Here is a 12,799-nt window from a genome sequence, read left to right on the forward strand (position 1 = left end):
ACGGCACGCGAATGATTCCTGAAATCGCGCCCTAGTCATGATCTAGCACAGGCGGCTCGGTGGGAACCGGCAAACCTATCGTGAATTGCGCGCCTGATCGACCCTGCCTGTTTTCCGCCCGGATCGACCCGCCCATGGCCTCGATGAACCCCTTGCAGATGGAAAGCCCGAGCCCTGTTCCGGCCTGCACGTGGTCGGCCTTGCGCACCCGGTAAAAACTGTCGAACACACGCTCCGTATCATCAGGGGGAATGCCCGGCCCCTCATCGGCAACGGCGAGGAAAACATGTCTGCCCTGCCGCCACCCACGAATGTCGATTGCCGTGTGTTCGGGCGCATATTTTGCCGCATTGTCGATGAGATTGAACAGAACCTGTTCGAAAAGCACCGGATCGACCTTCAGCATCGGCAGGTCAGAGGGAATATCCAGAACGATCTCGTGCCTGACGACGATTTTTGCCGCCCGCGACAATGCCGTTCCGACCATGTCACCAACGAAATGCAGCCCGTAATTCGGCTCCATTGCGCCCGAACCGATCCTCGTCATATCGAGCAGGTTGGAGATGAAGCGGTTCAGCCTTTCGGATTCCTCAACAATCGTCGAAAGCAGTTCGGTGCGCGCATCGGGGGGAATGTCGTCGGCAAAATCCTTCAGCGTTCCGGCCGAACCCAGAATGGCGGCGAGCGGCGTTTTCAGGTCGTGGGAGATGGAGGTCAAAAGCGCGGTGCGCAGCCGGTCGGTCTCCGCCGCAAGCCTTGCACGGTCAACATCCGAGACCAGCTGAATGCGCTCTATGGCGAGTGCTGCCTGATCTGACAGCGCATCGAACATGCGCTGCTGTTCGGGCGTAAGAAGCGGGCCGAGCCGGTCGTCGTCCAGCCCCACGACGCCGACGGCGCCGCTGCCGGTGCGCAACGGCAGATAAAGCCGTTTGGCGCCGGGCAGCGTATCCGCGCCCCTTCCCGCAGCCTTGTTGTGTTCCCAGGCCCATTGGGCTGCCGCTATATCCGCATCCATCAGCGTATCGTCGGGAGGATAACCGGCCTTGACCGCAATCGTATTGTTTTCCGGCAGCAGCAGAACGACCCGGACGTTCAGCATTGACGCCATCTGGAAAGCGGTTGCCCACAACACGTCGTCCAGCGTGCCGGTGCCTGCCAGCTTTTTGGAAAACAGATAAAGGTCCTCGGTGGTTCGCGCCCTTGCACGCGCGGACGCCGCCTGCCGTTGCACGGCGACCGTCAGGTTGGAGCCGATAAGCGCCACGCCAAAATAAAACAGCAGGGCGACGACGCTATCGGGTGCGCTCACCGTCAGCGTGTAACGCGGCTCCAGAAAGAAGAAGTTGAAGGCGACGGCACCGAGCACGGAGGCATAAAGCGCCGGCGCCAACCCGCCGCGCACGGCAGCGGCCAGAACCGCCATCAGGAACACCAATGCCAGGTTTTGAACGTCGAGTGTCTGGTCAAGCACGATACCGACCAGGATCGCCAGCCCGACAAACAGGGTGCTCTTGAGATACGGCAGCACCGAGAAACGTGATTGCACCAACAGCGGCTTTACGCTCTGCGCTGGTTTTTCCTCGCTCTTGTCGCCGGAGATGACATGCACGCTGATATCGCCGGCATGGTCGATCAGATCATGCGTCAGCGAGCGCTGCAGAATTCTCTGCCACCAGGATTTTCTGGGACGGCCGATGATGATGTGGGTGAAATTATTGGCATTGGCATAGGATATTATTTCGCGCGTGAGATCGAGCGCCGGCAGGGTCACGGTCTCCCCGCCGAGCTGCTGGGCGAGACGCATGGTGCCCGCCAGCCGATCCTTCTCCGCCTCCGACAATTGCTGCGATCGGGGCGTGTCCAGATGCAATGCCGTCCAGGGTGCGCGCAGCCGATCCGCCTGCCGGCGGGCATAACGCACCAGACCCGGTCCGTTGCCGCCATGATCGAGACAGACCAGCACCCTGTCTCCCGCAGCCCAGGGGCCCGAAATGGCGTGCGACTGCATGTGGTTGAGCAATTGCTCGTCGACCCGCTGGGCTGTGCGCCGCAGCGCAAGCTCCCGCAGGGCCGTCAGATTGCCGCGTGAAAAATAATTCTCGATGGCGCGCCGTGCGGTGCGGGGCAGATAGACCTTGCCATCCTGCAGGCGCTTTATCAGATCGTCGGGGGTGATATCGATGATTTCAACATCGTCTGCCCGGTCGATGATGCTGTCCGGCACCGTTTCGCGCACGCGGATGCGGGTGATCTGCGCCACGACATCATTCAGGCTTTCCACATGCTGGATGTTCAGCGTCGTGTAGACGTCGATGCCCTGTGCCAGGATTTCCTGAACATCCATATAGCGCTTAGGGTGGCGGCTGCCGGTGGCGTTGGTGTGTGCCAGTTCATCGACCAAAACAAGAGCCGGCCGACGGGCGAGAATGGCGTCGAGGTCCATCTCATCCAGTACCTGGCCGCGATAATCGATCTTCCTGCGCGCAATGATCTCGAAACCCTGCACCAGCGTTTCGGTTTCCTTGCGGCCATGCGTTTCCACGACACCAATGACCGTATCGACGCCATCCGCCAGTTTTGCCCGGCCCGACATCAGCATTTCATAGGTCTTGCCGACACCGGGCGCCGCGCCCAGAAAAATCTTCAGCCGGCCCCGCGCCTCGCGCCGGGCGTTTTCCAGCAGCGCATCCGGCGACGGTCTGCTCGGCATATTGCTGATATCGTCAGGCATTTAACCCACCAGTGGTCGAGGCGATGGCTCCAAAGAAGCCATCGCCATTTCAGGTCATGAGCCGGCTGCGTCAAGAGCCATGTTGAGAGCCAGCACATTTACGACTGGTTCGCCCATGAAACCGAGTTCCGGCCCTTCGACATGGCGTTCGACGATGGCGCGAAGCGAGGCCTCATCCATGCCCCTCGCCTTGGCGACGCGCGGAACCTGGAAATAAGCGGCCTCAGGCGACACATGCGGATCAAGACCGCTGCCTGACGCCGTGACCAGATCGGCGGGAACGTCAGCGCTCGGGTTTTGGGCCTTTGCCGTCTCATAGTCCTGCTTTACCCGGTCAATGAGTTTCGCGCTCGTCGGACCGAGGTTGGAGCCGGAAGACGACGCGGCATTGTAGCCATCGCCGGCGGCCGATGGCCTGCCATGGAAATATTTCTCGCCGGCGAAGGCCTGCCCGATCAATCGTGATCCGACGACAGTGCCATTCTTTTCGATCAGGCTGCCATTTGCCTGAAAGGGGAAAATTGCCTGCGCAAGGCCCGTCATTCCAAGAGGATAGGCAAGGCCGGTGATGGCGGTGGTAGCAAGGATCAGCACCAGTGCGGGACGTAGCTGTTTCAACATTTCTATACTCCTCAGGCGAGACCAAGCGCCGTAATGGCGAGGTCGATGGCCTTGATGCCGATGAAGGGCACGATGATGCCGCCCAGGCCATAGATGACCAGATTGCGCGACAGCAGCGCGCCGGCGCCGATCGGGCGGTATTTGACGCCCTTCAGCGAGAGTGGGATGAGCGCTATGATGATGAGCGCGTTGAAGATGATGGCCGACAGGATCGCGCTTTGCGGCGTCGAAAGGCCCATGACATTCAGCACGCCAAGTTGCGGATAAAATGCCAGGAACATGGCCGGGATGATGGCGAAATATTTGGCGATGTCGTTGGCGATGGAGAACGTGGTCAGCGCGCCGCGCGTCATCAACAATTGCTTGCCGATTTCCACGATCTCGATGAGCTTGGTCGGGTCGCTGTCGAGATCGACCATGTTGCCGGCCTCGCGCGCCGCGACCGTGCCGGTGTTCATGGCGACGCCAACATCGGCCTGCGCCAGTGCCGGAGCGTCGTTCGTGCCGTCACCGCACATGGCGACAAGCTTGCCCTTGGCCTGTTCCTCGCGGATGAGGTCCAGCTTGTTTTCCGGCGTCGCCTGGGCGAGGAAATCATCGACCCCGGCTTCTGCCGCAATCGCAGCGGCCGTCATCGGGTTGTCACCGGTAATCATCACCGTTCGGATGCCCATGCGGCGAAGCTCCGCGAAACGCTCGCGAATGCCGCCCTTGACGATATCCTTCAGCTGCACGACGCCAAGCAGCTTTCCGTCGCGCACCACGGCAAGCGGTGTGCCGCCGGTCTTGGCGATCTCTTCCGCAATGGTGCGGATGTCGCGGGTGGCATCGGTTTCGGTTTTAACGGCGAGCGCCGTATTGCCCTGTTGCGGAGCACCACCGTCGACATAGGAAAGAACGGCATCGACCGCACCCTTGCGAATGGAAGAACCTTCGAAATCGACGCCGCTCATGCGGGTCTGGGCAGTGAAGGGCACGAATGTAGCGTGCAGCCTCTGCATGTCGCGAGCGCGGATGCTGTATTTTTCCTTGGCGAGAACGACAATGGAACGGCCTTCCGGCGTTTCGTCGGCCAGCGACGCAAGCTGCGCCGCATCGGCCAAATCCTGTTCGGTAACGCCGGTGACGGGGCGGAATTCGGTGGCCTGCCGGTTGCCGAGCGTAATCGTGCCGGTCTTGTCGAGCAGCAGCGTGTCGACGTCACCGGCAGCTTCGACAGCGCGGCCCGACATGGCAAGCACATTGAAGCGCACCAGCCTGTCCATGCCGGCAATGCCGATGGCCGACAGGAGGGCGCCGATGGTGGTCGGGATAAGCGTCACGAACAGCGCCACCAGCACGATGATCGGGATCGAACCACCGGCATAGGCGGCAAAGCTCGGGATTGTCGCCGTGGCCAGAACGAAGATCAGCGTCATGCCCGCAAGCAGAATGTTGAGCGCGATTTCGTTCGGCGTTTTCTGGCGCTCGGCACCTTCAACGAGCGAAATCATCCGGTCGAGGAAGGTGGAACCGGCAGCGGCGGTGATGCGAACCCTGATCCAGTCTGAAAGCACCTGCGTGCCGCCGGTAACGGCGGACCGATCGCCGCCGGATTCGCGGATGACGGGGGCGGATTCGCCTGTTATCGCCGCCTCGTTGACGGAGGCGACGCCTTCGACGACTTCACCGTCCGAGGGTATGATATCGCCTGCCTCGACGAGGACGATATCGTTTACCTTCAGGCTGGTACCCGCCACCATTTTATACTGGCTGCGATCCTCACCGGTCAGCAGTTTCGCCTGGGTTTCGGTGCGGGTGCGGCGCAGCGAATCCGCCTGCGCCTTGCCGCGCCCTTCAGCGACGGCCTCGGCGAAATTGGCAAACAGCACGGTGAACCAGAGCCAGAGATTGATCTGGAAGGAAAAGCCGAGATTGGCGTTGCCGATGATGAGATCGCGAATGAACAGAACGGTGGTGAGCACCGATACCGTCGCCACGACGAACATGACCGGATTGCGCGCAAGCGTGCGCGGGTTGAGTTTTTTGAATGCGTAGGCAATGGCCGGCACGAGAATGCGAGAATCGAGGATGCTCGCTTGTTTGGACTGGCTCATGAAGAGGCTCCAGCGTTTGAAACAGGGCGACCGATGAGGGTCGGTCAGGCCGTGAGAATTTCGAGAGCGACGACGGCGGCGAACAGGACCGCCATCATCGCAAGAATGAGATTGGATGCGCACCAGCCGCCGGGACCGGCGCTCCTGCTCACAGGAGCGCCCGAGCGGACAGGGAGGGTGCGGTTACGTCGGGAGTTATCTCTGGTCATGGCACCACCTCAAAAAACCTGACCGGCGGCCATAACGAGATGTTCCACGACCGGACCGAGCGCCAAAGCTGGCAGGAAGGTGAGGCCGCCGACGATCAGGATCGTGCCGACGAGCAGACCGACGAACAGCGGACCATCGGTTGGGAAGGTGCCGGCCGATGCTGGGACGGTCTTCTTGGCGATCAGCGAACCGGCAATCGCCAGTGCGGGAATGATCACCAGAAAACGCCCCATCAGCATGCCAAGACCAAGCGTGATGTTGTACCAGGTCGTATTGCCCGTGAGCCCGCCAAAGGCCGAGCCGTTGTTGGCGGCCGCCGATGTATAGGCATAGAGGATTTCGGAAAACCCGTGCGGCCCCGCCGTGCCGATCGACGCAACCGCCGAGGGCAGGATGGTGGCGGTGGCGGTGAAGACCAGCATGGCGAGCGGCAGGCAGAGAATGGCCAGAACCGCCATCTTCATTTCCTTGGCCTCGATCTTCTTGCCGAGATATTCCGGCGTGCGCCCCACCATCAGGCCCGCCACGAAGATGGCGATGATGATGAACAGGAGAATTCCGTAAAAACCCGCACCGACACCGCCGACGATCACTTCGCCAAGCTGCATGTTGATGAGCGGAATGAGGCCGCCGAGCGCCGTGAAGCTGCCATGCATGGCGTTGACCGCGCCGCAGGACGCCGCCGTGGTGATGACCGCAAAGAGCGACGAGAGTGCCACGCCGAAGCGGGCTTCCTTGCCTTCCATGTTGCCGCCAGCGAGACCAAAGCTGTGCATCAGCGGATTTCCGGCCGCTTCCGCCCAATAGGTAACCGCGACGCCGGCGATGAACAGAACGCCCATGGCGGCGAGGATCGCCCAGCCCTGACGGGCGTTGCCGACCATACGGCCAAAAACGTTGGTAAAGGCCGCGCCGATTGCGAAGATCGACACCATCTGGATCATGTTGGAAATGGCGTCCGGGTTCTCGAACGGATGCGCGGAATTGGCGTTAAAGAAACCACCGCCATTGGTGCCGAGCATCTTGATCGCCAACTGCGACGCCACGGGGCCGACCGCAATCGTCTGCCGCGCCCCTTCCAGGGTCTGCGCGAAGACGTAACCACCCAGTGTCTGCGGCACGCCGAGCCAGACGTAAACGAGGGTGAGCACGATGCAGACGGGCAGAAGCACATAGAGCGTCGCACGGACCATATCCACCCAGAAATTGCCGATGGCCTTGCCGGAAGCGCGTGCGAAGGCGCGGATAAGCCCGATGGCAATCGCCATGCCCGTCGCGGCGGATACAAAGTTCTGTACGGTGAGGCCAGCCATCTGGGTCAGATAGGACATGGTGCTTTCCCCGCCATAGTTCTGCCAGTTGGTATTGGTGACGAAGCTGACTGCCGTGTTGAAGGAGAGTTCCGGTCCGACTGCCGCCATTCCTTCCGGATTATATGGCAGAGCGGCCTGAAAACGCATCAGGACATAAAGCAGGATAAAACCGAAAAGGTTGAAGAGGAGCATGGAAAACGCATAGGTCGTCCAGTGCTGTTCTTCGCGCTCACTCGTCCCGGCAAGGGCATAAAGGCCGCGCTCGACGGGTGCGAGAACCGGCGAAAGCAGGGTGCGTTCGCCACTAAAGACACGCGCCATATAGAAGCCGAGAGGCTTCACCAGCGCGACAACGATCCCGCAGAAAAGCAGGATCTGAAACCATCCATTGAGGGTCATGGTATTGAACTTTCAATAAAGCATCGGACCGAAAAGTGTCATGCGGTTTTCGGAAAATCCGATGCTCGGACAGAAAGAGAGAGCGGCGGATCCGATTCCGTTTTCTCTCCGCCGCTCGAACGGCCGCTTCCCGATCAGAAGCGTTCGGGGCGAATGAGAGCATAGGTGAGATAGGCGGCGACAAAGACGGTGACGGCACCGCTCAAAACATAGTCGAATATCATCGCAGCCTCCGCCTAAAGCCGGTCGCAGGCGCGGGTATAGGCAAAGCAGAGTGCGAAAAACGCCGTGGCCGCGCCAATTAGAATAACGTCCATCATTGATGGGACTCCCTTTTTAACCGAGGAGCCGGACAGGAAGAAAAGCGCCGTCATGTGGGACGTCGCTTTTCATTCTTTCTGGCTTGAGAAGGGAACACCATCCCTTCCCGCACAGAAGAATGCACCCGAACCGCATAAAGGTTCGAGACGGCGGCGGATGGAATAAAATAGGAATCCTATAGGAATTTCAATGCCCGCTGAGGCGGGCATCTCAGCCGCTTCCTAGTGAGAAAGCGACTCACCGAAGGCGGAAACAATGGTTTCCGCGGGGCTTTTATTAGCCAGCAACGCCGCCAGCAGAATACGGGCTTGCCCAGGCCGAAGGGTGGACGAATGCACGGCGCCCGCCGCGACAAGGTCATGCCCGCCGCCGCCGCCGCCGTAACTTGCCACCAGCAGCCCTTCCGGCACACGGCTGGAGACGACGACGGGAACGCGGCGCTCCGCACAGCGCTTCACGGCAACTGCGATGCCGGGATTGGCGTTGCCGGAACCAAGTGCGGCAAGCACGATGCCATCAGCACCTGCCTGCAGGCTCGCCTCGATATGGGCGACATCGCAGCCGGGATAAATGGCAACGATATCGACCCGCAGACCGGCGACGGGAGCGGCAAGGTTCAGTGTTGCGGCAGGGGCCACCGGCCGTGCGGAGCGGAACGCATCCGCTGAATCCGCGCTCAGCTTGTAAAGCCCCCATGCCGGCAGACATCTGCCACCGAAGGACAGGAGCACGCCGCGCTCGGCATTCGTCTGATCGAGCGCGATTTCTATGGCCCTGGCCAGATTGGATGGGCCGTCCGCATCCGGATGGTCGGCGGTAAACTGCGCGCCGGTGAAGACAACCGGCTTGGTGATGGCGTGCTGCAGGTGCACGAGCAGCGAAGATTCTTCCATCGCGTCGGTCCCATGCAGAACGACGACGCCCGCGACGGTGGGATCGCCGAGTTCCACACCCACCGCGTCGCTGATGCGCTGCATGTCGGCCAATGTCAGGCTGGACGAATCCTTCGCCATCAGATCGACCGGCTTCAGGCGTGCACTGATCTGCGGAACCAGTGCAAGCAGGTCTTCACCCGAAAGGCTGGGGGTGCTTACGCCATCGATGCCGCGCCTGCTGGCAATGGTGCCACCGGTGGCGATGACCGCCACCAGCGGCGCTTCACCCTGCCCGCTCAATGCGATGCTCCCGCGCTTGCGCCCGCGCGTTCGCCGGCCAGACGGTGGATACGGTCGCGCAGCAGATACCAGCCGATGACCAGTGCCGGGATGATGACCAGCAGCGACGCGATGGTCCACGAGCCGATGGGATAGTCAAATGCCATCAGCACCAGCACGCCGAACAGGAAGATGAGCGTGAGGATGCCCGTATAAGGCGCGCCGAACATGCGGAAATCCGGACGCACCAGCTCGCCGCGCCGGGAAAGCTGCCAGAGCTTCAACTGGCAGAGCACGATGACGGCCCAGGCGCAGATGATGCCGAGCGCCGAGAGGTTGAGCGCGATCTCGAAGGCTGCAGCAGGCACGACGGCATTCAGCGCGACACCGAGAACGGTGACGACAGCGGTCACCGCGATGCCGCCATAGGGCACGCCGGCCTTGTTCATCTTCGCAAGCGCTGCCGGCGCCGAGCCGGAAACCGCCATGGAGTGCAGAATACGCCCGGTGGAATAAAGGCCGGCATTAAGCGATGACAGCACGGCGGTCAGAACCACGAGGTTCATGATCACATCCGCACCCTGGACGCCAATGGAACCGAAGAAGGTGACGAAGGGACTCTCACCCGCCTTATAGGCGGTATAGGGCAGAAGCAGCGTGAACAGCAGCACCGAGCCGACATAAAACACCACGAGACGCAGGACCACGGCGCGGATGGCACGGGGCATGACCTTGCGCGGGTCTTCAGTTTCGCCAGCAGCCGTGCCGATCAGCTCGATCGAGGCATAAGCGAACACCACGCCCTGAATGATAACGAAGGCCGGAAGAATGCCGTTCGGGAAGAAGCCGCCATTATCGGTAATGATGCTGAAGCCGGTGACATGGCCTTCGATGGGCGTGCCGAAGATAACGAAATAAATGCCGACGACCAGGAAAATGGCGAGCGCCAAAACCTTGATCAGGCTGAACCAGAATTCAAGCTCACCGAAGACCTTCACCGACAGCATGTTCATCGCCAGCACGACCAGAAGTGCCGTCATTGCGAAGACCCACTGGTCGATACCGGCGAGCCACGGAACATATTGCTTGAAGAAATTCATGTAGAGGGCAACGGCGGTCACATCCGCCACTGACGTCATTGCCCAGTTCAGCCAGTACATCCAGCCGGCGGCAAAGGCCATTTTCTCGCCGTAGAACTCGCGGGCATAGGAGACGAAGGAACCGGAACTCGGGCGGTGCATGATAAGTTCGCCAAGCGCGCGCAGCACGAGAAACGCGAAGAAGCCGCAGAGCGCATAAACAAACACCAGTGCGGGGCCTGCCTGCGCCAATCGCCCGCCAGCGCCGAGGAAGAGGCCGGTCCCGATGGCGCCGCCGATGGCGATCATCTGGATCTGGCGCGGCTTGAGAGCCTTGTGATAGCCGAGGTCTTCCTCGGCAAAAACCTCTCGTTCGGCGGGTACCTTTTTCACGGATTGCATTGATATTTCTCCTCCCGATGAATTTGCTTTTCAGTCGGCGATACGCCGGAAATCAAAATGGAACTGGCACAGCCCTCGCTGGAGATATGGCTAGCATGCCCACGCACGCTGTAAAGCTGCATGACAGATTTTCGACCCTCATAATCGGACAGAATGCCGCTCGTCAAGGGGATGCAATCATTATTGACCTTCTCAAGACCAAGGATTAAGGTCGAAAAATCTGTAAGACAGCTTTACAGATACAGATAACGCTTTGAGCCATTGGAGGAAAAAGTGAGCGTGACGCGCAGGGAGCATGATTTGCTCGGGACGAAGGAAATTCCGGCAGATGTTTATTGGGGTGTGCACACGGCACGCGCGGTGGAGAACTTCAAGATCACCGGCGTGACGATCGGCCACAACCCCTATCTCATCAGGGGGTTGGCCTATGTGAAGGAAGCCGCCGCACGCGCAAATCACGAACTCGGCCTGCTTGATGGGGAACGGATGGAAGCCATCGCCGCTGCCTGCCGCGAAATCCGCGCCGGGGCGCTGCATGAGCAATTCGTGGTGGATGAAATTCAGGGTGGAGCCGGCACTTCCACCAACATGAATGCCAACGAGGTCATCGCCAACCGCGCGCTGGAACTACTTGGCCACCAGAAGGGCGATTATGCCCGCCTTCACCCCAACGACCACGTCAATCTCAGCCAATCGACCAACGACGCCTATCCGACCGCGATTAATGTGGGGCTGATCGAGGCGATCGATGACCTGGCGGCCTCCATGGGCGTGCTGAAAGACGCCTTCGACCGCAAGGCACAGGAATTTTCCGGCTTCATCAAGATCGGGCGTACGCAGCTGCAGGACGCCGTGCCGATGACGCTCGGCCAGGAATTCCGCACCTTCGTGGTGATGCTCGGAGAAGATCAGGCGCGTCTGATCGAGTCCGCCGCGCTATTGCATGAGATCAATCTCGGCGCCACCGCCATCGGCACCGGGCTGAATGCACCGCGCGGTTATGCGGCGCTTGCCTGCCAGCATCTGGCGCAGCTGACCGGACGACCGCTGGTGACGGCGGCTGATCTGATCGAGGCGACGCAGGACCCCGGTGCCTTCGTGCATCTCTCCGGCGTGCTGAAACGCGTCGCCGTCAAGCTGTCGAAAACCTGCAACGACCTTCGCCTGCTCTCTTCCGGCCCGCGCGCCGGCATCGGCGAAATTACCCTGCCCTCCGTGCAGGCAGGCTCCAGCATCATGCCGGGCAAGATCAATCCGGTCATTCCCGAAGTGGTCAATCAGGTGGCCTATGCGGTGATCGGCAACGACATCACCATCACAATGGCCGCCGAGGCCGGGCAGCTTCAGCTCAATGCTTTCGAGCCGATCATCGTGCGCGCCCTTTCCCAGAGCATCAGCCAGCTGAGCGCCGCCTGCCGGACACTGGCGGAGCGTTGCGTCGACGGCATCGTGGCCAATCCCGCCATCATGGCGCAGCGCGTGGAGGAATCGATCGGCCTCGCGACCGCGCTCAATCCGTTGATCGGTTATTATGCGGCTACGGAAGTGGCGAAAGAGGCGCTCGCCAGCGGCCGCACCGTGCCGCAGGTGGTTCTGGAACGCGGCCATCTGACGGCTGAGGAACTGCAGCGGGCACTGAGCCCCCGGCACCTCGCCAACCTGCCGGCACTTACGGCTGGCGAACCCGATCTTCTCCAATGATGGTCGTCACCACCTGCTTCACCTGCCCCAGGTGAAGCTCCATCGCCTCCCGCGCCTCAGGCGCGGAACCCCGCCGGATTGCCTCGACGATCCGGCGGTGCTCGTAATTCGAGGCGACGCGGCGGCCTGCCATCAGGTTCACCATCTCGGACTGCTGGGATACGGCCTCGCGGGCATCCGCCACTACCTTGGCAAAAAGACCATTGGCCGAGGCTTCCGCGATGGCGCAGTGGAATTGCCCGTCCAGCAGCACCCAGGGGTGCGGCCTCTCTTCAGCTTCCATCCGGTCGCATAGTTCCAGCAAGACTTCGAGCTGGGCCTCCGTGCGTCGCAGCGCCGCCCAACCGGCGGCGGGCACCTCGATGAAAGGACGAGCCTCGATCAGGTCGCGGGCGGAATAGGCTCCGTAATTCAGTTCGGACGGCGGCGTTCCCGTCATGACATAGGTACCGCTTCCGGTGCGGGTCTGCGTCAGCCCAAGCGTCTGGAGAGATCGCAGCGCCTCGCGCACGATCGGCCGGCTGACGCCATATCTTGTCGCGAGATGGGCTTCGGACGGTAGCCGGGTTCCGACCGCAAGCTGGCCTGAGGTGATGGCGGAACGGATATCCTCAAACACCGCTTCTGCGGCATTCTTACGATTGATCGGCTGTGCATCCGCAAGCCAATCCGACAACCCGCCCATCTTTCAACCCTCCGGCACCCGTGATCTGTCCTTACCCATGGGAGAAGCCGCCGTTTGAGGAACGGCGCTGATCCCAAAGCCAAG

10 protein-coding genes are annotated in these 12,799 nt (G+C 61.0%); 1 reads left to right on the forward strand and 9 read right to left on the reverse strand.

What is annotated here, in order from left to right:
- Positions 1–31: 31 nt before the first annotated feature.
- From G3A56_RS20905 to G3A56_RS20935, 8 genes are all read right to left on the reverse strand, one after another.
- Entirely contained in the window at positions 32–2,734 is a 2,703-nt protein-coding gene (locus G3A56_RS20905) for a sensor histidine kinase (RefSeq protein ID WP_082185320.1), read from the reverse strand.
- 54 nt (positions 2,735–2,788) lie between these two features.
- A complete protein-coding gene (gene kdpC, locus G3A56_RS20910; RefSeq protein ID WP_003497740.1) occupies positions 2,789–3,355 on the reverse strand; it encodes a potassium-transporting ATPase subunit KdpC in 567 nt (188 codons plus the stop codon).
- Positions 3,356–3,366: 11 nt separating this feature from the next.
- Positions 3,367–5,451 (reverse strand): potassium-transporting ATPase subunit KdpB, encoded by a 2,085-nt coding sequence (gene kdpB / locus G3A56_RS20915; RefSeq protein WP_082185319.1) that lies wholly within the window; start codon positions 5,449–5,451, stop codon positions 3,367–3,369.
- 44 nt (positions 5,452–5,495) lie between these two features.
- Positions 5,496–5,660 carry a hypothetical protein gene (locus G3A56_RS28480; protein ID WP_167373927.1) on the reverse strand — a complete coding sequence of 55 codons (165 nt, stop codon included), beginning with the start codon at positions 5,658–5,660 and terminating at the stop codon, positions 5,496–5,498.
- A 9-nt stretch (positions 5,661–5,669) separates the two neighbouring features.
- Positions 5,670–7,373 carry a potassium-transporting ATPase subunit KdpA gene (kdpA, locus tag G3A56_RS20920; RefSeq protein WP_003497744.1) on the reverse strand — a complete coding sequence of 568 codons (1,704 nt, stop codon included), beginning with the start codon at positions 7,371–7,373 and terminating at the stop codon, positions 5,670–5,672.
- Between the two features lie 134 nt (positions 7,374–7,507).
- Positions 7,508–7,597, reverse strand: coding sequence for a K(+)-transporting ATPase subunit F (gene kdpF / locus G3A56_RS20925; protein ID WP_006313429.1), 90 nt, complete (start codon positions 7,595–7,597; stop codon positions 7,508–7,510).
- Between the two features lie 318 nt (positions 7,598–7,915).
- A complete protein-coding gene (locus G3A56_RS20930) occupies positions 7,916–8,869 on the reverse strand; it encodes an asparaginase (RefSeq protein WP_082185318.1) in 954 nt (317 codons plus the stop codon).
- Entirely contained in the window at positions 8,866–10,329 is a 1,464-nt protein-coding gene (locus G3A56_RS20935; protein ID WP_082185317.1) for an amino acid permease, read from the reverse strand. The genes G3A56_RS20930 and G3A56_RS20935 overlap by 4 nt, the downstream gene beginning before the upstream one ends.
- Positions 10,330–10,602: 273 nt before the next feature.
- Here G3A56_RS20935 and G3A56_RS20940 point away from each other — a divergent pair, with 273 nt between their 5' ends.
- Positions 10,603–12,030 carry an aspartate ammonia-lyase gene (locus G3A56_RS20940; RefSeq protein ID WP_246231403.1) on the forward strand — a complete coding sequence of 476 codons (1,428 nt, stop codon included), beginning with the start codon at positions 10,603–10,605 and terminating at the stop codon, positions 12,028–12,030.
- On the opposite strand, the gene G3A56_RS20945 is transcribed toward G3A56_RS20940, so the two are convergent.
- Complete coding sequence (locus G3A56_RS20945; protein WP_003497759.1) at positions 11,999–12,715, reverse strand: FadR/GntR family transcriptional regulator; 717 nt, start codon at positions 12,713–12,715, stop codon at positions 11,999–12,001. The two genes, G3A56_RS20940 and G3A56_RS20945, sit on opposite strands and share 32 nt — an antisense overlap.
- Between the last annotated feature and the right edge of the window lie 84 nt (positions 12,716–12,799).

Origin of the sequence: Rhizobium oryzihabitans (assembly GCF_010669145.1) — a bacterium.
GTDB lineage: Bacteria > Pseudomonadota > Alphaproteobacteria > Rhizobiales > Rhizobiaceae > Agrobacterium > Agrobacterium oryzihabitans.

Coding starts and splice junctions, on each gene's coding strand:
- G3A56_RS20945 (WP_003497759.1), bottom strand. CDS start 12,715: ATGGGCGGGTTGTCGGATTGGCTTGCGGATGCACAGCCGATCAATCGT.
- kdpF (WP_006313429.1), bottom strand. CDS start 7,597: ATGATATTCGACTATGTTTTGAGCGGTGCCGTCACCGTCTTTGTCGCC.
- kdpB (WP_082185319.1), bottom strand. CDS start 5,451: ATGAGCCAGTCCAAACAAGCGAGCATCCTCGATTCTCGCATTCTCGTG.
- kdpA (WP_003497744.1), bottom strand. CDS start 7,373: ATGACCCTCAATGGATGGTTTCAGATCCTGCTTTTCTGCGGGATCGTT.
- G3A56_RS28480 (WP_167373927.1), bottom strand. CDS start 5,660: ATGACCAGAGATAACTCCCGACGTAACCGCACCCTCCCTGTCCGCTCG.
- G3A56_RS20935 (WP_082185317.1), bottom strand. CDS start 10,329: ATGCAATCCGTGAAAAAGGTACCCGCCGAACGAGAGGTTTTTGCCGAG.
- kdpC (WP_003497740.1), bottom strand. CDS start 3,355: ATGTTGAAACAGCTACGTCCCGCACTGGTGCTGATCCTTGCTACCACC.
- G3A56_RS20905 (WP_082185320.1), bottom strand. CDS start 2,734: ATGCCTGACGATATCAGCAATATGCCGAGCAGACCGTCGCCGGATGCG.